The 24,220-nt window shown below is 39.6% G+C and carries 21 protein-coding genes and 1 riboswitch; of the genes, 3 read left to right on the top strand and 18 right to left on the bottom strand.

All coding sequences use genetic code 11. The annotated features are described in order from the left end of the window. Positions 1 to 74: 74 nt before the first annotated feature. The 12 genes from IGI44_RS08750 to IGI44_RS08805 all read right to left on the bottom strand — a co-directional run bounded on the left by IGI44_RS08750 (position 75) and on the right by IGI44_RS08805 (position 12,495). Positions 75 to 1,127 (bottom strand): SepM family pheromone-processing serine protease, encoded by a 1,053-nt coding sequence (locus tag IGI44_RS08750; protein WP_438787385.1) that lies wholly within the window; start codon positions 1,125 to 1,127, stop codon positions 75 to 77. Next, a complete protein-coding gene (coaD, locus tag IGI44_RS08755) occupies positions 1,108 to 1,602 on the bottom strand; it encodes a pantetheine-phosphate adenylyltransferase (protein WP_438787386.1) in 495 nt (164 codons plus the stop codon). Before coaD ends, IGI44_RS08750 begins: the two co-directional genes overlap by 20 nt. Before the next feature lies 1 nt (position 1,603). Beyond that, entirely contained in the window at positions 1,604 to 2,158 is a 555-nt protein-coding gene (rsmD, locus tag IGI44_RS08760) for a 16S rRNA (guanine(966)-N(2))-methyltransferase RsmD (RefSeq protein WP_438788946.1), read from the bottom strand. Between the two features lie 118 nt (positions 2,159 to 2,276). Further along, positions 2,277 to 2,624, bottom strand: coding sequence for a YlbG family protein (locus IGI44_RS08765; protein WP_438788948.1), 348 nt, complete (start codon positions 2,622 to 2,624; stop codon positions 2,277 to 2,279). Further along, a complete protein-coding gene (locus IGI44_RS08770; protein ID WP_438787387.1) occupies positions 2,611 to 3,036 on the bottom strand; it encodes a YlbF family regulator in 426 nt (141 codons plus the stop codon). The genes IGI44_RS08765 and IGI44_RS08770 overlap by 14 nt, the downstream gene beginning before the upstream one ends. A 1-nt stretch (position 3,037) precedes the next feature. After that, positions 3,038 to 4,144 carry a CAP-associated domain-containing protein gene (locus IGI44_RS08775; protein WP_438787388.1) on the bottom strand — a complete coding sequence of 369 codons (1,107 nt, stop codon included), beginning with the start codon at positions 4,142 to 4,144 and terminating at the stop codon, positions 3,038 to 3,040. Between the two features lie 25 nt (positions 4,145 to 4,169). Further along, positions 4,170 to 7,592, bottom strand: coding sequence for a pyruvate carboxylase (locus IGI44_RS08780; RefSeq protein ID WP_438787389.1), 3,423 nt, complete (start codon positions 7,590 to 7,592; stop codon positions 4,170 to 4,172). Positions 7,593 to 7,597: 5 nt separating this feature from the next. Beyond that, positions 7,598 to 8,788, bottom strand: a complete 1,191-nt coding sequence (locus IGI44_RS08785; RefSeq protein WP_438787390.1) for an FtsW/RodA/SpoVE family cell cycle protein — start codon at positions 8,786 to 8,788, stop codon at positions 7,598 to 7,600. A gap of 3 nt (positions 8,789 to 8,791) precedes the next feature. Beyond that, positions 8,792 to 9,094 (bottom strand): YlaN family protein, encoded by a 303-nt coding sequence (locus IGI44_RS08790; RefSeq protein ID WP_216408792.1) that lies wholly within the window; start codon positions 9,092 to 9,094, stop codon positions 8,792 to 8,794. A 379-nt stretch (positions 9,095 to 9,473) separates the two neighbouring features. Further along, positions 9,474 to 11,315 (bottom strand): translational GTPase TypA, encoded by a 1,842-nt coding sequence (gene typA / locus IGI44_RS08795; RefSeq protein ID WP_216411003.1) that lies wholly within the window; start codon positions 11,313 to 11,315, stop codon positions 9,474 to 9,476. Positions 11,316 to 11,427: 112 nt separating this feature from the next. Further along, positions 11,428 to 12,192: an inositol monophosphatase family protein gene (locus IGI44_RS08800; RefSeq protein ID WP_438787391.1), complete on the bottom strand. Its 765-nt coding sequence runs from the start codon at positions 12,190 to 12,192 to the stop codon at positions 11,428 to 11,430. 33 nt (positions 12,193 to 12,225) lie between these two features. Then, complete coding sequence (locus IGI44_RS08805) at positions 12,226 to 12,495, bottom strand: UPF0223 family protein (RefSeq protein ID WP_438787392.1); 270 nt, start codon at positions 12,493 to 12,495, stop codon at positions 12,226 to 12,228. Positions 12,496 to 12,604: 109 nt separating this feature from the next. On the opposite strand from IGI44_RS08805, the gene IGI44_RS08810 reads away from it, so the two are divergent. Continuing rightward, complete coding sequence (locus IGI44_RS08810; protein ID WP_438787393.1) at positions 12,605 to 12,763, top strand: hypothetical protein; 159 nt, start codon at positions 12,605 to 12,607, stop codon at positions 12,761 to 12,763. 298 nt (positions 12,764 to 13,061) lie between these two features. Here the strand turns inward: IGI44_RS08810 and IGI44_RS08815 are convergent, their stop codons facing one another. Continuing rightward, on the bottom strand, positions 13,062 to 13,958 hold the full coding sequence (locus IGI44_RS08815) for an Rgg/GadR/MutR family transcriptional regulator (protein ID WP_438787394.1): 897 nt from the start codon (positions 13,956 to 13,958) through the stop codon (positions 13,062 to 13,064). Between the two features lie 168 nt (positions 13,959 to 14,126). On the opposite strand from IGI44_RS08815, the gene IGI44_RS08820 reads away from it, so the two are divergent. Next, positions 14,127 to 14,753 carry a GPP34 family phosphoprotein gene (locus IGI44_RS08820; RefSeq protein ID WP_438787395.1) on the top strand — a complete coding sequence of 209 codons (627 nt, stop codon included), beginning with the start codon at positions 14,127 to 14,129 and terminating at the stop codon, positions 14,751 to 14,753. A 59-nt stretch (positions 14,754 to 14,812) separates the two neighbouring features. Beyond that, positions 14,813 to 15,400, top strand: coding sequence for a DUF3267 domain-containing protein (locus IGI44_RS08825; protein ID WP_438787396.1), 588 nt, complete (start codon positions 14,813 to 14,815; stop codon positions 15,398 to 15,400). A gap of 178 nt (positions 15,401 to 15,578) precedes the next feature. Here the strand turns inward: IGI44_RS08825 and lpdA are convergent, their stop codons facing one another. From lpdA to mgtA, 5 genes are all read right to left on the bottom strand, one after another. Beyond that, positions 15,579 to 16,985, bottom strand: coding sequence for a dihydrolipoyl dehydrogenase (lpdA, locus tag IGI44_RS08830; RefSeq protein ID WP_438787397.1), 1,407 nt, complete (start codon positions 16,983 to 16,985; stop codon positions 15,579 to 15,581). A gap of 7 nt (positions 16,986 to 16,992) precedes the next feature. Beyond that, positions 16,993 to 18,636, bottom strand: coding sequence for a dihydrolipoyllysine-residue acetyltransferase (locus tag IGI44_RS08835; RefSeq protein WP_438787398.1), 1,644 nt, complete (start codon positions 18,634 to 18,636; stop codon positions 16,993 to 16,995). Between the two features lie 148 nt (positions 18,637 to 18,784). Further along, positions 18,785 to 19,762: an alpha-ketoacid dehydrogenase subunit beta gene (locus IGI44_RS08840; RefSeq protein WP_438787399.1), complete on the bottom strand. Its 978-nt coding sequence runs from the start codon at positions 19,760 to 19,762 to the stop codon at positions 18,785 to 18,787. 2 nt (positions 19,763 to 19,764) lie between these two features. Continuing rightward, a complete protein-coding gene (pdhA, locus tag IGI44_RS08845) occupies positions 19,765 to 20,874 on the bottom strand; it encodes a pyruvate dehydrogenase (acetyl-transferring) E1 component subunit alpha (RefSeq protein WP_438787400.1) in 1,110 nt (369 codons plus the stop codon). 390 nt (positions 20,875 to 21,264) lie between these two features. Continuing rightward, positions 21,265 to 23,871 (bottom strand): magnesium-translocating P-type ATPase, encoded by a 2,607-nt coding sequence (mgtA, locus tag IGI44_RS08850; RefSeq protein ID WP_438788949.1) that lies wholly within the window; start codon positions 23,869 to 23,871, stop codon positions 21,265 to 21,267. 172 nt (positions 23,872 to 24,043) lie between these two features. Beyond that, positions 24,044 to 24,208: riboswitch (M-box (ykoK) riboswitch) on the bottom strand. Positions 24,209 to 24,220: the final 12 nt, after the last annotated feature.

Below are 24,220 nucleotides of genomic sequence, written 5' to 3' on the forward strand. Positions count from 1 at the left end.
AGAAGGTTCTTCAAAGAGTTGAATTTTTCGCAAAAAAAAGTGCTGAACGTTTTTGTTCAACACTTTTAGAAAGTTTATTTCATTTTTGCTAGATAGTTTAAAGCATCCTGTACCGTTTTTACTGGTACAATCTTCATATCTGTTTTTAGTTCTTTAGCAGCGGCTTTTGCTTCTTGATAATTGGATTTGATATCTGGCTGCGCCTTTTTCATTTCTTTAGTGATTTCGTCATCGGGAGCAAAGAATACTTTATTGTTGCTAGCAGCAGCACTGGCAACTTTTTTATCAATTCCACCGATTCTTCCAACTTCGCCTTCAGAATTAATTGTACCGGTTCCGGCGATCTTTTCACCATGCCGCAAATCTTTATCGACTAATTGTTCATAAATCTCCAAAGTGAACATCAAGCCTGCTGAAGGTCCACCGATATCACCTGCATCAACTTTTACCTTATCTGAGGAGTCGATCTCTGTGTGATCGGTCAGTGTGATTCCGATCCCTGGTTTTTTATCAGTAGGAAGCTTAATTAATTTCTCAGTCGCTTCCTTTGTTTCTCCGTCATGTGTGTAAGTCACTTTCATTTCCTGACCAACTTTTTGTGATTTTACATATTTCATAAAATCCTCGCTGCTGGTGAAGGTTTTTCCGTCAGCCTTTGTGACTGTATCCCCGACAGTGATTTTCCCAAAAAAGTTTGATTTCTTTTCGACGCCTAAAACATAAACCCCTTTGTATTTCATCTCATAAGGTTTATTTGCCAATTTTAAGGCTTGCTCTATCGCAAAGTTCTGAGATGTTTCCATATTGAATTTCTGAATCTGCATGTATTCATCATCACTGGCACCGCCAGTGAGTTCATCCGCCGAAATAATTTCGTGGAACGGTTGAACCTTGGCCTTAATTGCGGTAAAGACGGTCGCCCGTCGAATACCTACAGAGGTTAAACTGAAGGAACCTTTGTGTTCATCTTTTTTATCATTAACGGTGATTAATTCTTTTAGATTGATCGTCTCTCCCGGCTCCTCAATGTAATAAGGGATCGGCACGATCACACAAGCCACTACTACTAAAGCTAAAAAAATAAGGGCTAATCGTTTGACAAGTTTATTATTTTTCACTATTCTCACGCTTCTTTTCCAACGCCCGATAAACTGCCTCGGGCAAATATTCTTTGACATCCCCATTAAATGTCCATACTTCTTTTAAAATTGACGAACTGATATGGCTGTATTTAGGTTCTGCTAGTAAAAAGACTGTCTCCAACTCCTGATCAAGATGATGATTCATCAAGGCGATCTCTTTCTCATATTCATAGTCTTTGATACTGCGGATTCCACGTAGCAGGAATTTTGCTCCAAGTTTTTTGGCAACAGACACGGTTAACTCATTCTCTTGAGTAATCACTCGTACATTTGGGATATGGTTGACTGATTCCATCACGACAGCAAGTTTTTCCTCTGAAGTAAAGTAACTTTTTTTGTTCGTATTCACAAAAACGCCGATAATTAACTCATCAAACAATTTTGCTCCGCGTTCAATCGTGTCCAGATGCCCCATTGTCAATGGATCAAAACTACCAGGGAAAAGCGCGATTCGTTTCATCTTAATCCTCCCAATCATAAATAGTTACAGCAGTAATGCCGTAATCATGACGTTTACGTTCTATTAGTTGACCGATTACCTTTGGCAGCACAACTTCCTTATCTGTCTCACAAACGACAACCGCGTCTGCTGTCAGTAATTCATTTTTGAGCAACATCTCAATTTGTTTGACAATTTCTTGCTGCGCATAAGGGGGATCCAATAGGACCAAATCATATTTTAACTCGCCTTCTGCTAGTTGTTGGATAGCTTGATTGGCCGGCATCTTCATTAACTGAAATGCTGCTTCATTTTTGGTCATCGTAACATTTTCGCGGATAATCTCCATTGCACGATAATTTTTTTCGACTAAAACAGCGTGGTCCATTCCACGAGAAACGGCCTCGATTCCAAGGGAACCACTGCCAGAAAATAAATCTAAGGCGGCACCTCCGTTAAAGTAAGGACCAATCATATTGAACATGGCCCCTTTCACTTTATCCGTGGTAGGGCGTGTATTGTTCCCTGTTAATGTTTTTAGCTTCCGTCCACCAAATTCACCTGCTACTACACGCATGATTGACATGCCTCTCTTTCCTACTTAAATACGTCGTGTTGAAAAAACGTGCGAACACACCTATTATCAAAGAAAAAGATGAAAAATGTTTGAAAAAATCAGACATTTTTCACCTTACTTAGACTGTTTCTGCTAACCGAATCTTTGTATTGGCTTCCACTACATCTAACTCCTCATCATCTTTCACTTGATAAGCAGCTTTTGTCCCGATCCGATCTGCAAAATTCATTTCAATATCTGGTCTGTAGGATCGCTCCACTTGGCGTACAAAATGTAGTGTCTGAAGTTTTTCTTCGACTTCATCGACTACTTCTTCATTCACATACAATACCACATATTTCATCTTTCTTGAGACAAAATGCACTAAGCCATATCGTTTCAAGGTCTTTAATTGCTTTAAGGAATATACCCACACGATTATTCCCCGTCTTTTTTGCATTATAAATTCAGTATTATCCATGACAATTCCCCTTACAACTATGATTCCCTGTTTCAAAAAAAGGATTCCCTGCATCAACCTTGATCTCCGAAGAAATAGTCTGAGCAATGCGCTGACCAACTTCATCCAATAATTGTTGAAGATCTGTTTCTGCCAACCGAAATGCTGCGACTTTCTCATTAAGATCAAGTGTGCGTTTACTCAATCGAACTTTACGCTGTTGTTGGTGATAATCCGGTGCATATTCGCCATAACTTGCGATTTGTTCAAACCGATCTTTGTCTGCTTGAAACGCTTTTTTGAGCTTTGCGACTTCTGGACTAGTATTCATTTCATTTCTTGTCAGCAGATAGTTTTTATAGCTTTGGCTCGCTAGAATTTCCTGTATCAACAGCTGATTCTGATCCTCTAGCCGAAAGAAAGCATCATTAATGATCAATTTACTCACTATCCTTTGTTTTCTCTGGTTCCTGCAACAAGATTAGCACATTTTCTTGATCAATTGCAACGCCAACATCCCTCTCAGAAGCGTCAAACAGTTCATTCAAATGATCTCGACTAATCCAATTAAAAAGATTGAATAAAGGATCAACCATTGGGGAATAGAATAATCCGCTTTGATAATCGATTTTGTCATGCTTAGCTAGGTCCTTAAACTCAGCTTGCGTTAACTCAAAGGACAAATTACTCAAGTGTGCTCCTTGATCCGTTTGCCATTCTTCTAAACGCTCATTAGACAACACTCGTTTAGGAGTTGTTAAAAAACTTTTTAATAGTTTTTTACTATTTTCTCTAGTTCTATCAGTCACTGTTAATTTAGGTAATTTGTTTAAGCCACGATATTGATTGATGGCTTCCACAGTTCGTGATTGTTTTTGTTCATTCAAAACATTCCAATCAAGATTACTCTCTTGTACTCGATTTGCCAAAGGATTTCCGCTATTGATCTGGTAAGGCATCAAACGCAAAAGGTTTTCTAAGTCTAAATATACCATTCCTATAAGCTTTTCGCTGTCTCCATTAAAAAAAAGCATGGCAAATGTATTGTTGTCAAAAGCGATCAGTGGCCGGAAACGCATATCATTTTCGCTCAATTCGATTGCTACAGGCTCCTCGTCATAGGTCAGAGCAAAATCTGCCGATAAATTGATTTGATCGGATAGCTGGCCGCTCGTCATCCCGAACTTAAATGGTTGAATATCCGCTTTTTTCGCCATCACTTTAATTGTACTAACTTTTCCAGCTTCTACATTCACTTCAAGAATGCCTCTTTCAAGCTCATAATCACGCGTTTGAAAGAAAAAGCCGCTGTCTTCTACTTTTGTCGGCTGACCAAACTTTTGTTCAAATGTTTCAATTGGTTGTGAGACATATTCGGCATAGCCCTCTGCCTTGATTGTTTGATGCTTCAATGCCTTATGACGTACCACTTGATTTTTTTGTTCAACCGGTACTTGCTTTTGCGTAGGCGGAAAGAGGACTGGTTGTAAATAGTAACCAATCAAAACTAAACATAAAATACTAAGAAAACCAATCACTCTTTTCACACGAAAACGCTCCTACTTATACTGCTTATTTTTCTTTTACTTCGATCAATAAATCGCCTGAAGAAATACTTTCACCTTCTTCAACATATAAATGCGAAACTTCGCCTGCAAAACGTGCATCAATGGACGTTTCCATTTTCATCGCTTCGGTAATCAGCAATGGTTGGCCCTTCTCTACATGGTCGCCTTTTTTAACTAAGACTTTCAAGACTGATCCAGTCATTGTCGCACCGATCTGTTCACGATTAGTTGGTTCAACTTTACGCTTAGTTTGGACCGCACTCTTGATGGACGCATCTTTCACGACGATTTCACGACGTTGACCATTTAAGTTGAAGAACAACGTCCGATTTCCTTCAACATCTGCTTCACCGATTTCATCTAGACGAATAATTAATGTCTTCCCTTTTTCGATTTGGACATTGATTGTTTCGCCCAGACGCATCCCGGTAAAGAAGGTTGGTGTATCTAGCAATGTAACGTCAGCAAATTGACCATAAGATTTTTGATAATCTAAAAAGACTTGCGGATACATCAAATAGCTTAATACATCTGTCTTGCTTGGCTCAAAGCCGATCAATTCTTGTAACTCTTGTTTCACTTTTTCAAAATCTACTGGTTCAGCAAATTTTCCTGGTCGTTCTTGCATTGCTGGACGGCCTTGTAAAATGATTCGTTGTAGCTTTTCAGGGAAGCCGCCTACAGGTTGACCAAGTTCCCCTTGGAAGAAGCTGACAACCGATTCAGGATAGCTTAACTCATCTCCATGATCATAGATATCTTCTTCTGTCAGCTCGTTTTGCACCATGAACAATGCCATGTCACCAACCACTTTAGAAGACGGCGTTACTTTTACAATATCACCAAACATCAAATTAACAGTTTGGTACATTTCTTTGATTTCATCCCATTTATCGCCTAAACCGACAGCTTTAGCTTGCTGTTGAAGATTTGAGTATTGTCCACCAGGCATTTCATGATTGTAGACTTCCGTTTGAGCGGCCATAATACCATTTTCAAAACTTGAATAGTATGGACGAACATCTTCCCAATAGTGATTGATTTGACGAACGTTCTTCAAATTCAACTCAGGTGTACGATCTCCGTACTGCAAAGCAAAATACAAACTGCTCATACTTGGTTGACTAGTTGCTCCGCTCATCGCGCTGGTTGCAACGTCAACCACATCCACTCCTGCTTTAACAGCCGCAGAAAGCGTGATAAGTCCATTTCCAGAAGTATCATGGGTATGAAGATGAATTGGTAAATCCGTTGTTTCTTTCAATTCACTGATCAAACGGAAGGCAGCCTGTGGTTTCAATAGACCAGCCATATCCTTGATTGCAATCATATGAGCACCGATTGATTCCAATTCCTTCGCCATGCCTTTATAATAGTCAACATTATACTTTGTACGATTTGGATCTAAAATATCGCCTGTATAACAAATCGCTGCTTCAGCAATTTTACCTGCATCACGAACATATTGAATGCTTTTCTCCATTTGCGGAACCCAGTTTAAGCTATCAAAGATTCGGAAAACATCAATGCCGTTATGAGCCGCTTCTTTAATAAATTCTTCTAATACATTGTCTGGATAATTGGAATAGCCGACTGCATTTGAGCCGCGGAACAGCATTTGCAGCAATGTATTTGGCATTGCTTTACGCAATAATTTCAGACGCTTCCAAGGATCTTCTGTTAAGAAACGATAAGCAACATCAAAAGTCGCCCCACCCCACATTTCACTTGAGAACAATTCAGGAATGCCATCTCCAGTCGCCTGGGCTACATTTAAAAGATCGTGTGTACGAACTCGCGTAGCCAACAAGCTTTGGTGCGCATCACGGAAAGTTGTGTCGGTCAATAGGACTGAATCTTGTTCTTTGACCCATTTAGCAACTGCCTCTGGACCAGATTGATCCAAGATATTTTTCGCAGTGATGATTTCTCTTTTCTCAATTTTGGGCTCGCGAGGTGTTTCAAAATAACGTTTTTCTTGTTTTTCAATTCCTGGAAAGCCGTTAACTGTGATTTCGGAGATATAGCGCATCGTTTTATTTCCACGGTCACGAACACGCGGAAATTCAAATAATTCAGGAGTGTTGTCAATAAACGTCGTCTTCGCATCACCACTTTGGAAAACGGGATGACTAATCACGTTGTGCATGAAAGGTATATTCGTCTTCACTCCGCGTACTCGGAACTCAATTAAGCAACGTTGCATTTTCTCGATTGCTTGATCAAAATTCAAAGCATGCGTACAGACTTTTACTAATAATGAATCAAAGTATGGCGTTACTGTTGCTCCGGCATAGGCGTTACCGACGTCTAAACGCACACCAAAACCACCTGGTGAACGATACGTATCGATTTTACCCGTGTCTGGCATGAAGCCATTCAACGGATCTTCAGTTGTTACGCGACATTGAATCGCCGCACCAGACATTTGCACGTCATCTTGCTTAGGCAGTCCGATTTCTTTGTGTAAATTTTTGCCTTGCGCAATCATCAATTGTGAAGTAACAATATCTACTCCTGTGATTAATTCAGTAATCGTATGCTCCACTTGGACCCGGGGATTTACTTCAATAAAGTAGAAGTTGTCACCCTCAACTAAAAACTCAACCGTTCCGGCGTTGACATAGCCCACATGTTTCATTAATTGAACAGCGGCTTGACAGATTTTTTCTCGTTGTTCACTATTCAGGGAAATACACGGTGCCACTTCAACCACCTTTTGATGGCGGCGTTGCACAGAACAGTCACGCTCAAATAAATGCAAAACATTTCCATGAGTGTCACCTAAAATCTGAACTTCAATATGTTTAGGATTAGCAACATATTTTTCTACGTAGATCTCATCATTCCCAAAAGCCGCTTTGGCCTCACTTTTGGCACGATCATAGCCTTCACGAGCTTCTTTCTCATCATGAGCCACCCGCATACCGCGACCGCCGCCGCCTAGCGCTGCTTTGATCATGATCGGATAACCATGTGATCCAGCAAATTCCAAGACGCCTTCAATCGTGTCCACGGGACCATCAGAACCAGGAATTGACGGGATTCCAGCCTCTAATGCAGCCGTTTTTGCTTTGATCTTATCGCCGAAAATATCTAAATGATGCAACTCAGGTCCAACAAAAATAAGCCCCTCTTCACGACAACGTTTCGCGAACTCTAAGTTTTCAGAAAGAAAGCCGTAACCCGGGTGAATTGCATCCACCTTTGCTTCTTTCGCTACTCGGATAATATCCTCAATATCTAGATAAGCATCAATCGGTTTTTTTCCTTTTCCGACTAAATACGCCTCATCTGATTTAAAGCGATGGACCGAATATTGATCCTCCTCTGCGAAGATCGCCACCGTTTTAATGTTTAATTCGCTACACGCACGAAAAACCCGCGTTGCAATTTCTCCTCTATTTGCTACCAATACCTTTTTCATACACTTCACTCCTGACTTTTTAAGTATTCATACTCAATTGCTAGTTTTGTTCGTTTTTCATCCGCGCTGATATTCAGTGCAAAAGCCACGCCAACTGACAATACGAGTAAGCTATTTCCTCCTTGACTCAAAAACGGGAATGTAATCCCAGTCAAAGGAATAATTCCTAAAATACCACCAAGATTAATAAAAACTTGTAATAACAACAAACTTCCAATTCCGATACAAATCAATGAATTGAAAGGCTTCTTCGAACGAATCCCAACCAAGTAGATTCGCGCGATCATGAAAATCAAAATTGCTAATATAATTAAAGCGCCGATCAAACCAACTTCTTCTATTACAATAGAAAAGATAAAGTCCGTATGAGCTTCACTTAAAAAACCTTTTTTCTCAATACTATTCCCTAAACCACGACCAAACCAGCCACCATTAAACATCGCATAATAGCCATTGACCATTTGATGTCCGGTATCGAGTTCGAATTTAAAGGGATTTTTAAAGCTTTCAAAACGACTCGCAATATATTTTAGCTTACCAGGAAGAACCTTATCCCCAAAATGAGTCAAAAATTCGATGACTAGAAAACTGCCGGTAATTCCAGCACCACCGATAATCAAGCTATAGACCCAATTAACCCCACTAGCTAATAATAGAATCAATGCCAATAATGTAATAATCGCTGCATTCCCCATGTCAGGTTGAATGGCAACCAAAAAAATCATAGCAAATACTAAGATTAAGGGGCGTTTCATATCGCTGATAAAATTATCTTGGATTGTTTCTTGACGTTTCGATAAGATATATGAAAGATACCAGATAACCATGATCTTCAAATATTCAGCTGGCTGCATAGTGAAACCACCGATATCAATCCAACCTTTGGCACCATTTCTTTCATCCCCAAAAAAAAGCACGACAATCAACAAGATAAAGATCAGATATGTCACAAAAATGATCAGTTGCTGACTTTTCAATACATCGGTCTTCATTTTATACATCAGACTAATTACAATTAAGCTCAAAACCCAAAAAATCCCTTGATTCATTACCAAACTTGTCGGAGTCACGTTATTCGTAATTAATAAATAGGATGTTGAACTATAAACAAAAATCAGACCAATCACAGTTAGAATTAAGTATGGAATCAAAATGCTATAGTCTAAAAAATGACGTTTCTTTATCTTCGTAGGCAAGAGTTAAGCCTCCCAGCCGGCGTCCGTCATATCCTGACGAGTCTCGTACAATTCCGTATATAAACGATTCAGTTCTGCTTCCAATTCACTAAGCATCTTTTGTCCTTCGCCACGCTTCAAGATACCGACCTTTTCAGCGAAGAAGACTTGACGTGAGAAGCCATACATTTGTGTATCGACGACTTCTTCGAAAGCCTTACATTGAGAGATACAAAGGCTATTCGTTTGATTACGAATCAATAACTTGATTCGATCAGCATCCTCTTGTAATACTTTAATGGCAAAATCAGAAGAAATATTTTCCATTTTGCTTCCCTCCTATCTTGATTTAACATTATAACATAGAAAAATTTTAAAAAGGAAAAAAAGTAAGCTAGACTAAGCTTTTTCTATACCCTTCGTTCGGGTTTTAAGTTTTACACAGCCTATCTAATATTACATAAAGATTACAAACCAAAAACTTAAGCAAAAAACGCTAAAAATCAATTCTTTCCTAACTCAAGCCCGTGAAACAAACACTAAATATGAAACATAACGTTTTTCTCTGTTTATTCGATCGTGAGGTTTACTAAGAAAGAAATAGCTAATTATCGTTGTTCGAATTTTATTCAAGCATCATTTCCCTAAACTTTGCTGGAATAATAAAAAAAGACCATGCTATAAAAGCATGATCTAAGATTACTCATTATTCTACAGCTAATTTGCGTTTCTTCGCTGCTTTTTCACGTTCAGATTTGTTTAGAATTTGTTTACGTAGACGAATTGTTTCTGGTGTGATTTCACAGTATTCATCGTCATTCAAGAATTCTAAAGATTCTTCTAAGGTTAAAATCCGAGGTTTTTTGATAACTGACGTTTGGTCTTTGTTAGCTGAACGAACGTTTGTCATTTGTTTTGCTTTCGTGATGTTTACGCCTAGGTCTTTATCGCGGCTGTTTTCTCCAACGATCATACCTTCGTAAATTTCGGTTCCTGGTTCAACGAAGACTGTTCCGCGTTCTTCAACACTCATGATTGAGTACATTGTTGCTTTACCCGCATCAACAGAAACTAACGCACCATTACGACGTCCACCGATTACGCTCTGGATTACTGGTAAGTATTGGTCGAAGGTGTGACTCATGATTCCGTACCCACGAGTCATTGATAAGAATTCAGTCGTAAATCCTAATAAACCACGAGCAGGCGCTAAGAAGATCAAACGAATTTGACCATTTCCTGAATGGACCATGTCTTGCATTTCAGCTTTACGTTGGCCCAATGCTTCGATTACGCTACCCATGTATTCTTCAGGTGTATCAATTTGAACTCGTTCGAACGGTTCACATTTCACGCCGTCAACGATTTTCTCGATAACTTCTGGACGTGATACTTGTAATTCATAGCCTTCACGACGCATGTTTTCGATTAAAATTGATAAATGCAATTCCCCACGGCCTGAAACAGTCCAAGCATCTGGTGAATCAGTATTTTCAACACGCAATGAAACGTCTGTGTGTAGCTCTGACATCAAGCGTTCTTCGATTTTACGAGACGTTACGTATTTTCCTTCACGTCCGGCAAATGGTGAGTTGTTCACCAAGAACGTCATTTGCAACGTTGGTTCATCAATGTGTAAGATTGGCAATGCCTCTTGATGGTCAACAGGCGTAACTGTTTCACCAACGAAAATGTCTTCCATCCCAGAAACGGCGATCAAATCGCCAGCCTTCGCTTCTTGAACTTCCAGACGTTGCAATCCAAAGAATCCAAAGATTTTCGTCACACGGAAGTTTTTAATAGAACCATCTAGCTTCATAACTGAAACTTGGTCTCCAACTTTCATTTTCCCGCGGAACACACGGCCGATACCGATACGACCTACATAGTCATTGTAATCAAGCAATGACACTTGGAATTGTAATGGCTCGTCGCTGTTATCAACGGGAGCTGGAATTTTTTCAATGATTGTATCGAATACAGGAGCCATTGTAGGCTCTTGTTCTTCAGGATTGTCTGACAAGCTAGATGTTCCATTAATCGCTGAAGCATAAATTACTGGGAAATCTAATTGATCATCGTCCGCACCTAATTCAATAAATAATTCTAATACTTCATCAACAACTTCTTCTGGACGAGCAGATGGCTTGTCGATTTTATTCACCACAACAATTGGTGTCAAATGTTGTTCTAAAGCTTTTTTCAACACGAAACGTGTCTGCGGCATTGTGCCTTCATAAGCATCTACAACTAGCAGTACGCCATCAACCATTTTCATGATACGTTCCACTTCACCACCGAAATCGGCATGTCCTGGTGTATCCATGATGTTGATTTTGTAGTCTTTGTAGTTAACAGCTGTATTTTTCGCTAAGATCGTGATTCCACGTTCTTTTTCTAATGCATTGGAATCCATGGCACGTTCTTGTAGGCTAACGTGGCTATCAAGGGTATCTGATTGTTTAAGCATTTCATCAACTAGTGTTGTTTTACCATGGTCGACGTGGGCAATAATAGCCACGTTGCGGATATCTTCTCTGTAATTCAATTTTAATTGCTCCTTTTCTTGTAACGCGAGACTCACTCGATTGACAATTATAACAGAAAATCGTTAAGAGTGTTAGTAAAACATTTTCATTTTTTCAGAAAAAGTCTCTTTCTTAATTTTTCTCTTCATCAAACGCTTGAATGTCAGCCATTGCTGCTTGAGTAGCCCCTATAAAATATTCCCGACCATAAAAACGCAAAGGGGCTTGATTAGCTCCGCAAAGGGTCATTCCCAGTTGTTCCATCATAATTCCCCCAGCCGCATAATCCCAAGGGCTTAAAGAGCTTATATAGCCAATCTGAGTACCTTTTAGAATTGCAATGAAGTCCAAGCCAGCACAACCTAAAACACGGATGCCCATGGATGCTTTTCCAATCTCTTGTGCATGATAAAAATTCTTGCGATAAAGTGCCGCGTTCATCCCAATCAAGCCTTCACTCAGCCCTTTGTTTTCTGGAGCAGAAAGTTCTTTCTTATTATGATAGACTTTACCAACTTTCGGGCCTCCCCAAAAAAGATCATCCCGCATAACATCATAAATGAAACCTAGTTGTCCCACACCTTCCTCATAAACAGCGATCATGATACAAAAATTTTCTTGTTGCATCACAAAATTCAGTGTGCCATCAATTGGATCAATTACAAATACACGACCGTCATCAATTGGTGTTTGATCCAAACCATTTTCTTCACCTAAAATCTTCGCATTAGAGTCAAAGGTATTGATTTTTTCGACAATAAAGTCTTGGATTTCCTTATCAACATTCGTTACTAGATCCGTACGACCATTTTTTTGATCAACTTTCAACGCATCCCCTAAGCCGATTTTGATCTTTTCTGCTGCCTCATAGATCCAACTAATAATCTCATTTTCCATCGTTATCTCTCCTAAATAAAAGATTCGTCTATTTTACATTTTAAAGCGCTTAGCCGTCGTCTTCTTTGCCTGCTGCAGGGTCCGATAGATCGAATAACCGCTGACTTCTTCAAATTCGCGACCAATGCGCTTTTCTTCACCAATACTTTTTACGACTGTTTTAAATTTTTGATAGCTCTTTAAAAAGTCCTCCGCCTCAACACCAGATTCATTGGCTGCTTCGACTTGATTTAAAAAATTGATCACTAATGTAATTTCCTCGTGTGACCAATCCTCATCGATTGGATATCCATAATTTGCCACTGCTCCACACCCCATTCGGAAATAGTTTACCATAGAATTGTAAATGCTTTGTAAAAGTCGCTTTTAGACTTGATTACGTTTTGATTGATAGCCGGTTTTATCTTCTGCGGTGATTTCTCGTAAGTCGCGTCAAGGATTGCCGACAGCGATCACATTGGCTGGAATGTATTTGGTTACGACACTCCCAGAACCGATGATCGTATTTTTACCAATTGTCACACCTTGGTTGATGGTAACGTTAGCCCCGACCCCACTTCAGCCTCAATAATAACATTTTTAAAGTAGCCGCCACCAGCTCTTCCGAGTCCGTTGCATAATTGGCCGTAAAGACACCAATACGCGGGCCAAACAGTACATCGGCGTCGATGATAATTTCATCGCCGTCTAATAAAATACAGTTAAAGTTTGCAAAAAGCGATCACCATGATGGATACTCTTACCGAATTCACAACGAAAGTCCGAGTCAAAAAAAGGATTGTCCTCTACTGAACACAATAGCTTTTCAGGAGCTCCTTTCTTTTTTCTCGTCCTTACAATATAAACGTTATACTTAGTAGTTATCTTCACTACGCCTTTTTAACTTGCGCCACAGTTGATTGATAGATAATGTTCAAACGGTTGCCGTAATTTAAATAGCCGCAGTCCTCGACAAAAATCTCGATGATCCGTTCACACTGACGTGGACCTTTCGGATCGTTCTTCTTGATCAGCAGCAGTCCATAGACAAATTTTGCGTATAGATCATAATGAAGATATTTCATATCGCGATTAGGGCTCAAATTATTTAGGTATTCTAACAAGATCTTCTCCGCTAAAGCTAACTGATCCTCTTCGATTAAGTAACGAGCCAAATGAAGTACGGCATCATGACGCCATTTTCGTACTTCAAAGCTGCCATGATCCTGTTTGACTAGCTTTTTCGCGTAATAATACGCTTCCTCAGGCTTAAACAGATCTCCGTTGTAAGTGATCAAAAAGAATTCGAACTTCCCCCATGTTTCGGTTTCCCGCAAATAATCAGCAATGGGAGACAAATCAACGGTATAGCTTGGCAAGAAAATATAATTATAGAAACGTTTACCAATGATAGCCGCGAACAAAAAACGATTTTCATTTGTCTCTTGATACAAACGCTCTTGTTTTTCCACGAATTTTTTTAACAAAAAAGAATTTCCTGCATGATAAGCCTGATCAATTTCTTCCTCAATTAAATAAAACCAACAATCCATGCTTTCATCGATCTCAAAAACAAACTCGTCGATCGTTGTATTGAGGCGATTCAGTAATTGGATCAGATTTGAAAAACGAATATCTCCGTTATCACGTTCGTATTTCCGTAAAAATTGCGGCGTTACGATACCTTCAGACGTATTCATGATCGTTTGATTCTTCTTTTCCCGGATTTCTTGAAAAATTTTCCCAGTCACTTTATTTGCCCCCTTGCTCATTAAAACAAGTTCCATTTTCACTCCATGTAACAACGAACGAAACTTTTGTTTCCATTTTACCTAGAATACCATGGAAAATTAGTGAGAATATCGGATTATTGAAAAGATTGTTTCGAAAAAATGAATTTCTTTGATTTCTCCCTATACTTAAATTAAATAATAAATGAAAAAGGGGTATAAAAAATGAAAAATCTTAGTTTATCACAACAATATCTACTTTTAACGATGAATCGCCAAGGAAAGATTTCTTCACTAAATTATTATGTTGGTATGTGTCTGGTCATGGCTGGGTTGCTTGATCTGCAAAGCGCGAGTGTGGTCGAACTGAATCAAAAGGAAATCATTATTCTAACGGATGAGCTACCTGATGAATTGGCTTATCTGAATTGCCTTTTAGATAAGATCATGATCCTAAAGAAGAAACGGATCGACAAACTCGCGGTCGCCTATGGCGGAACATTCTTTGAAAAGGACTTGAAACAATTAGTGGCTCAAATTCGCAGATCGCTGATCGAACTCAATGAAGTCAGTGTGATAAACGACACCAGTTATTTAGCAAAAGAAAATACCATCGTGAAATTGGTCGCTCGTTTGGAAAACTTGAACCAACTGGACTACGATGGATTAAAACTCGCGATCCTCCTGAAAAAATCTTCTTACTTGAAACAATACATTGAAAAAGAAGATCGAAAAAAGCTTGAAGCCAAGATAAAAGCAGCCAAGAAAGATCCTGTTTCACAACAAACCCAAACAATGATCTCGCAACTTGATTGGTTAGTTGGATCACTTGTGATAATAACTAGCGTATAAACCTTCTATCCAGTCGCTTTGACGCAAATAAAGGGATTTTTTTAGAAAAGAGGAACGAAATGGAAAAGTATCAAGAAGGGTTCAAAAAAATGAAAGCGGTGCTGAAACAGGAAGGCTATCGAGAAAAAGATGTGACGTTCACTGCTAAGGAAGCAACGGTGATAGGTATTCTCTATTCAATACCATTTATTGCTATTTTAGGAATCATCTATCGTTTTTTCTTGATTGATCGGGCACACTTAACTGAAATTACAGGCAGTTCGTTCTATCTTATGTTTATTAGCGTTGTCATTATTTCTGTAGTTATCCATGAATTGTTGCATGGGATCGGTTGGTCAGTCTCAAGTGGTAACGGCTGGCAGACTGTTCGTTTTAACATCAACGCTTTGATGCCTAGCTGTGCATGTAAATCTCCATTGAAAAAGCACCAATACTTATTCGGTGTTCTCTTACCTCTATGCGTTTTAGGAACAGCCAGCACGATTTTTCTATTTGTATATCCCGGAACGGTTGCAATTCTGACTATGCTCGTTAACTTCGTCGCAGCAGGCGCAGATTTGATTATTGCTTCTAATGTATTAAAAGAAAGGGATAGTTTGATCGTTGATCATCCAACTGAAGCTGGCTATATCGCCTTTTATAAATAGAAAAATCGACGCACACTTTCTGAATGTTAAGTTTTTAGAAAAAAACTTTCCTTTTGTTAAGAATCAACAAGATATGCTTTCTAAGTAGAAATTTTAAACAAGTATCTGTTCAGTCATGAATATACAAAAAAAGACGACAAAATCCGCTGAAAAAAAGGACGTTGTCGTCTTTGTATTTTTAAATATGAATTGGCAAACCTAAGGCTAACTCAGAAGCATCCATGACTATTTCTCCTAATGAAGGATGTGGATGGATCGTTAACGCGATATCTTCTGCATTCATGCCTGATTCGATCGCTAAAGCAAGTTCAGAAACCATATCACTTGCACCGACACCGGCAATTTGACCACCGATAATAACATTATCTTCAACGGTCGTAACTAAACGAATAAAGCCTTCTGTCTTACCAAGCGATAGTGCGCGACCATTTCCAGAGAATGGGAATTTGAAGGCTTTTGCCTCTAGTCCTGCTTCTTTGGCTTCTTTAATTGTCATTCCTACAGTAGCCAATTCTGGATCAGTAAATGCTACAGCAGGCATTGCTTTATAATCAACCGCAACTTTCTTGCCTGAAATGGCTTCAGCCGCAATTTTTGCTTCATAGCTTGCTTTGTGGGCTAAAGCTGCACCAGGAACAATATCACCGATCGCATAAATACTTGAAACGTTTGTGCGACCTTGTTTGTCTACCTTGATCAACCCACGGTCAGTCATTTCGACACCTGCTTGTTCTAAGCCCATGTCATTCGTGTTTGGACGACGGCCTACAGTGACCATCACGTAATCTGCGTCAACACTTTCTTCCTTGCCATCAACTTCATAACGAACGGTTACGCTATCGCCGTTATCAACTGCTTCGCGAGCCATTGCAGAGGTGACAACTTTAATACCCTTTTCTTTAAAATCTTTCTCTACAAGCTGCACCATGTCTTTTTCGTAGGTCGGTAAAATCTGTGCCGTACCTTCGATAATAGTCACTTCAGCGCCTAAATTAGCGTAAGCTCCACCTAATTCCGCACCAATTACACCACCACCGATAATGACTAATTTTTCAGGCACTTCTTCTAAAGCCAACCCACCAGTAGAGTCGATCACACGTCCGCCAAATTTGAAGCCTGGAATCTCAATTGGACGAGATCCCGTCGCCACGATCGCATTGTTGAAAGAATATGTTTGGGCTGAATCTGGATGAATCACACGCAAGTTTTTATCATCCACAAAGAAGGCTTCTCCTTCAATGATTTCTACCTTGTGTTTCTTAAGTAAGAATTTAACTCCTGACGTTAGCTTATTAACCACGCCGTTTTCTTTCCATTCTTGGGTTTTCGCAAAGTCTAGCTTTACATTTTCACTAGTTACACCAAACATGGAAGAATCTAGCGAATCTTGATAATGATGACCAGCAGAAATCAATGCTTTTGAAGGAACACAGCCAACGTTTAAACAAACGCCGCCGATGTATTCCCGTTCAATGATCGCTACCTTTTGTCCCATTTCTGCGGCGCGGATGGCGGCAACATAGCCGCCAGGTCCAGCACCGATTACAACTGTATCTAATTCAATGGCAAAATCTCCAACTACCATGATTTTATCATCCTTCCATTAATAGTAATTCTGGATCAGCTAATAAACGTTTGATATTGTTCATCGCTTTTTGTGCTGTCGCACCATCAACGATACGATGGTCAAAACTTAATGAAAGTTTCATGACACGACCAACCGCTAATTCGCCTTCATCGTTCACGATTGGTTGTTGAGCAATCGTTCCGACACCAAGGATGGCAACTTCAGGGTAGTTGATAACTGGTGTGAACCAGCCGCCGCCAACCGATCCAATATTAGAAATCGTGATTGTTCCATTACGCATATCATCTGCAGCCAATTTTCCATCATGAGCCAAAGCGGCTTTTTCATTGATTTCGTCAGCGATCTTGAACATGCCTTTTGTATCAGCATTTTTAACGTTAGGAACATACAAGCCGTGATCTGTATCCGTTGCGATACCAATGTTATAGTAATTTTTATACACAATTTCTTGCGCAGCATCATCAATTGATGCATTCAAAACTGGGTATTTTTTGACTGTTGCAGTCAATGCTTTAACCACGTATGGCAAGAACGTTAATTTCGTACCATTGTCCAAAGCCACTTGTTTGAACTTCTTACGATGATCCCAAAGTTTAGACACTTCAACTTCGTCGTGCAAGGTTACATGCGGCGCTGTATGTTTACTATTTACCATTGCTTTAGCAATTGCTTTACGTGTCGGTGTTAACTTCTCACGGGTTTCCATTTCGCCCATATTAGAAGTAAATGGTTGCGCAGGCTTTTCTGTTTTTGCAGCTGGCGCACTTGAAGTTGACGCTGCCGTCTCAGTAGCTTGAACTTCTGATTTTGCTGGTGCTGCTTGTCCGCCACCAGAAACAAACGCGTCGATGTCTTCTTTAACAATTCGTCCGCCCTTACCGGTTGCAGTTACTTGTGTAATGTCCACATCTTTTTCGCGGGCATATTGACGAACAGATGGCATAGCCAGTACGCGTTTGTCAGGATTGCTTGCTTCTACTACTGAAGAGTTACTTTTTGCTTCAGCTTTCGGAGCTTCCGCTGGTGCAGAGGACTCACTTGAAGATGCGCTGGAATCATTGTGTCCAGGTGCGTCAATTTCTACTAAGACGTCGCCAACATTTGCTACTGTGCCTTCGTCTACGATGATTTTTTTGATTGTCCCTGTTACAGGTGATGGAATTTCTTCCACTGATTTATCATTTTGTACTTCTAATAATGTATCATCCTCGTTAATTGTGTCGCCTGCTTTGACAAACCACTTAACGATTTCGCCTTCTGCGATGCCTTCCCCGATATCTGGAAGTTTAAATTGGAAAACGCCACCGTTATCACTAGAAGAACCGCCTTCCGCAGCTGGTTCAGCAGCTGGTGATTCCGGTGTTTGTGACTCAGCAGCGACACCTGCATCCCCTTCATTATCTTCGTGTCCAGGTGCGTCGATTTCTACTAACACATCCCCAACATTTGCTACTGTACCTTCATCAACAATAATTTTTTTGATCGTTCCTGTGACAGGTGAAGGGATTTCTTCCACTGATTTATCGTTTTGAACTTCTAATAAAGTATCATCTTCGTTAATCGTGTCGCCTGCTTTAACGAACCATTTGACGATTTCGCCTTCCGCAATGCCCTCACCGATGTCAGGCAATTTAAATTGAAATGCCATGTCTTTTCGCTCCTTATTCTATTTGCCAACCTTCAAGCTAGCTCACAAGTTTTGTCTAAATCTTTCTGCTAGAAAAATTCAATCTTTTCTTACACATTTATTTTTACTAACCTACTGATATTGACATAGTAGGTTAGTAAACTGGCAATTAAAATTCTACGATTTCTTTTACTTTCGCTTCGATATCTGCTGCGTTAGGCAACCAGATACCTTCCGCTTGTCCGAATGGGAAAATCGTATCTGGAGCAGAAACTCGTCCGATTGGTGCTTCCAACGAAAGAATTGCTCGCTCAGAAATTTCAGAAATGACCTGTGCAGAAACACCCGCTTGTTTTTGTGCTTCTTGAACCACGACTACACGACCAGTTTTTTCCACTGATTTAATGATTGTTTCAATATCAAGTGGTGCCACTGTACGTAAGTCAATAATTTCTGCATTAATGTTTTCTTTTGCTAAATTATCTGCTGCTTTGATCGCTTCACGAACCATTGCTCCGTATGTGATGATCGATACATCAGAACCTTCTTTAGTAACAGCCGCCTTATCCAAAGGCACTTCATAAATTCCTTCTGGCACTTCCTCACGGAATGAACGATAAAGTTTCATATGTTCTAAAAAGACCACGGGGTCGTTGTTACGGATTGACGCGATTAAAAGTCCCTTTGCATCATATGGATTAGATGGGATAACCACGCGTAAACCTGGTGATTGTGCCATCAAACCTTCTAAGTTATCTGAGTGAAGTTCCGGCGTGTGTACGCCACCACCAAATGGCGCACGGATCGTGATCGGTAAATTGCGTGTATTTCCCATACGGTAACGTGTACGAGCCATTTGACCGACAATTTCATCCATTGCTTCAAATACAAAGCCAAAGAATTGAATTTCAGGAACGGGACGGAAGCCTTGTAAAGCTAGACCGAAACCAAGTCCGGCGATACCTGATTCTGCTAACGGTGTATCAAATACTTGATCTTCGCCAAATTTTTCTTGAAGTCCTTCTGTAGCACGGAATACTCCACCATTTTTACCGACGTCTTCACCGAAAACTAAAACTTCTTTATCTTTTTCAAGCATCAGAGCTAAGGCATCTGTAATTGCTTGGATCATTGTTTTTTGTGCCATGATTATTTCGACTCCTTCGCTTCATAAAATTCAATTTGTTCTTTAATACTTTGCGGTTGTACTTCATACATATTCTTTAAGAAATCAGAAACCTTTTGTTTTGGTACACGGTCAGCATCAGTGATTGCTTGTTTGATTTCTTCTTTCGTTGCTTCAATGACTTTCTCTTCTTGTTCTTCTGACCATAAGCCTTTTTCCGTTAAATATTTACGGAAGCGAACCAACGGATCTTTCTTCGTCCATTCATCATCCATCTCTTTTGAACGATAGCGAGTTGGATCATCACCAGAAAGTGTGTGTGGACCATAACGATAAGTTAATGTCTCAATCAAGACTGGACCATTTCCATTTGCTGCCCATTCGCGAGCTTTTTTCGATACATAATAAACCGCTAATGGATCCATACCATCAACTTGGATTCCAGGAATTCCAGCAGCAACAGCTTTTTGTGCTAAGGTTTTAGCGGCTGTTTGCTTTTCTCTAGGAGTTGAGATAGCGAAGCCGTTGTTTTGAATATAAAATACAGCGTTTGCATGGTACGCTCCTGCAAAGTTAATTGCTTCGTAGAAATCGCCTTGCGATGAACCACCGTCACCTGTATACGTAAATACAACATTTTTACTATTACGTTTTTTCAACCCTAATGCTACACCGGCAGCTTGTACATATTGAGCTCCGATAATAATTTGAGGTGGTAAAGCTTGTAAATCAGCCGGATAGTTATTCCCAGCAACATGTCCACGTGACCATAAGAACGCTTCCGCTAAAGGCAAACCGTGTTTAATCAACTGTGGAACATCACGATACCCTGGTAATAAAACGTCTTCTTTTTCAAAAGCAAAATGGCTGGCTAATTGGCTAGCTTCTTGTCCAGCAGTTGGTGCGAAGAATCCTAGTCGTCCTTGACGATTCAATGCGGTTGATCGTTGATCTAGTACGCGAGACCAAACCATTGAAGTCATCAACTCAACAAGTTCTTCATCAGTCAATTCAGGAACTAGGTTCTCATTGACGATTTTCCCATCCTCATCTAACGCTTGGTACACGGGGAAATCCGCGTTTACATCTTGTAGTAAGGCTTCAAAATCAATCGTTAACTCTTTTTCTGCCATGGTGTCACACTTTCCTCTCTTAAGTAAATTAAGTCTTGTTATCAGTGCAACAGCAACTCAATCTGTATCATTGCTATTGCCCCTTCCTCTCTAAATTAGCATTTTTAGATTCAATTGACAACAAACTTGCTCAATAATTCTGAACAAATTGAAGCGTTTCACTTTTTTTGCTTGTGAAAACTTAAGCAACAGTTTTTTAATAATCATTTCTCAGCATTTAGAATCAATAAGTTTGCTGGCTAGCAAAATAATAATTTTATCATATGTCTCGTTAACACCTAACTAAAGAAGGACAAAATAAACAGAATTAATCCCTTATTAATCCATAATTTGTTACTTATTTTCACAAAAAAAGAAACAGAAGAGCAATACAGGCCCTTCTGTTATAGTTCAGATCCATTCTTTAGCAATTTTTATATATAGAACTTTTCCTAGTTGCGTTGCCAGCATATAAGCAATAACGATTCCGACATACCAGAACCAATAGCTCGTTGGTAAATGAACAAAATCAAATTGTTCAGCAAGTGGCGTTAGCACGACTAATGCTCCGACGACGACTGCCATTAATAAGCTGATAAACACTTGTGGTGCTGGTCGACTTTGAATAAAAGGAATTTTCTTTGTCCGTACCATTAAGACAACCAATGCTTGTGTAGTTAAGCCAATCATGAACCAGCCCGTTTGAAACAGATTTTGAGCACCTACAGTATTCGCACCAAATACGAACCACATTACCCAGAAAGTGATAATATCGAATATTGAGCTAATTGGACCAATGCACACCGTAAATTTTAGCAATCCTCTTGTTTCCCATTTCGTTGGTACTTGCAATTCCTCCTCATCAACATTGTCCCAAGGAATTGTTAACTGAGCAAAATCGTAAATTAGATTTTGCAATAACAATTGAAGGGATAACATTGGTAGAAATGGTAAGAAAGCACTAGCAATTAAAATTGAAAACACATTTCCGAAGTTTGAACTGATAGTGATTTTGATATATTTCATCATATTGCTAAAAACGCGACGACCTTCGATTACCCCATTTTCTAACACACCTAAACTTTTTTCTAACAAGATAATCGAGCTGGCATCTTTTGTAATATCTGCAGCGGTATCCACAGAAATTCCTACGTCCGCTTTCCTCAGCGCAGGTGCATCATTAATTCCGTCTCCCATGAAGCCAACAGTGTGACCTTTACTTTGCAACGCCTCAATAATTCTTGATTTTTGCATCGGATTCAACTTCGCAAATAAATTAACCGTTTCCGCCACTTGATACAATTCGTCATCTGACATGTCATCAATTTGGTTTCCCAATACATATTCATCTGCTGGAATCCCTACATCTTGACAAACTTTCTGTGCCACAATTGCGTTGTCTCCCGTAAGAACTTTTACGGTTACACCATGTTGGTGCAGTGATTTGATAGCCGGTTTAGCAGACGCCTTCGCTGGGTCAAGGAATCCCATAAAGCCAACCAAAATCATGTCTTTTTCATCGTCTGTGGAATAGATTGCTTCATCATGAGCATCTCGTCGAACAGCTACGGTAATAACCCGCATGCCTTGACGATTCATTTTTTCATTCACAGCTTGCAGCTTTTGTCGAATTTCCGAAGTTAATTCTAAAATTTCCCCGTTAATCTCAACATACTTACAAATTGCTGCCATTTCTTCAACCGCACCCTTAGTGATCATCAATTGATGATCATCTGTTTTCATCACCACTGTCAAGCGCCGGCGAGAAAAATCAAAAGGTATTTCATCAATTTTTTGAACTATTTGATAAGGCAGGTGACGATCTTGTTCTTCAAAATAATTAATAACGGCAATATCCATCAAATTTTTCCAACCCGTTTGATACGTAGAATTCATAAATGCTAGATCTAGCACTTGTTCATTTTCATTTCCTAATGGGTCGAGATGTTGAACTAAAACTACCCGATCCTCCGTAATCGTCCCAGTTTTATCTGTACATAAAACATCCATGCTGCCTAAATTTTGGATTGAGGCTAATTCTTTCACAATGACTTTGTGTTTCGATAACGTTAAGGCTCCTTTAGCTAAGTTAGAGCTCACAATCATCGGCAACATTTCTGGTGTAAGTCCAACAGCTACAGCAATTGCAAAGAAAAAGGCGCTACTCCAATCCCCTTTCGTTAGTCCGTTGATCAAGAACACTAACGGAAATAAAATCATTACCATCCTCAGTAACATTTTGCTTACTTTAGTTAAGCCTATGTCAAAAGAAGTTTTTCCACGTTTTGACGTCGCATTTTTGGCAATATCACCGAAAAATGTTTGTTGACCGGTTTTTAAAATAATTGCTTTTCCTTGACCGCTTAAAACATCGGTTCCCATAAATACCAAATTGGTTAAATCCAAAGCCGTTGTTTCCTCTGTTAAATCTTTGTCTTTTGCGAGATATTTTTCAACAGGCATCGATTCTCCTGTTAGCGATGATTGGTTGACAAAAAGATCTTTTGTCCAAATCAAAACGGCATCCGCCGGAATCATATCGCCGGTTGCTAACGTTAAAATGTCACCTGGTACTACTTCATCCATCGGAATTTCTTTTGTCTCTCCATTACGTGTGATGGCAGCAGTATTCTCAATCATTTCTTTTAATTCAATGCTCGCCTTTTGCGAACGATATTCTTGAATAAAAGTTATTAAAACACTTGCCAAAATCATAATCGACATAACCACAGCTGCTTCTATATCGTTTGTTAATAAGGAAACAATTGCTAATGCGGCCAAGACATAAACGAAAGGATCGTTAAATGCTTGTAAAAATAATAAAAATCCTGGCGTTGGTTTTTGCGCCGAAACTTCGTTTGGACCGTACTCTTCCAAACGGCTTTGCGCATCCTCTTCAGATAATCCTTGTAAAGAAGTTCGCAGATTAAGAAAAAGATCGCGATCAGACAGAATCGCTAATTTTTTCAATTCTTGATCCTTGTTGACTTTGCGAGCAAGAAGGTTTTTTTTGTTCATCATAATGGTTCCTCCTAAAATTCAGGCCAACCTCAGTCGCCCTCGAGTAGTTACTTTTCGGTCGACTATCGTCATGATCCATCTCCCTCACATCCTTTCCATTTAACTAATAGACACTGACTTGGACACACAAATAAAGCGCGCACTCGAAAATGAGCACGCGCAAAAGTTTCATTCATGTTCATCGTCGAGCTTTAGCACTATAGGGCGTAGACAGATTTGTCAGCTACATTATGAATCACCTTCACGATGATCCCTGTTATACCCATTGGCGTCTCTCGACATTTTTGGGCAGTAGCCTGTGTCCATATAGGAGCCTCACCTAACAATTAATTTAATTTTCATCCTT

This window comes from Enterococcus sp. DIV0756 (genome assembly GCF_051710745.1).
Taxonomy (GTDB): Bacteria; Bacillota; Bacilli; order Lactobacillales; family Enterococcaceae; genus Enterococcus_A.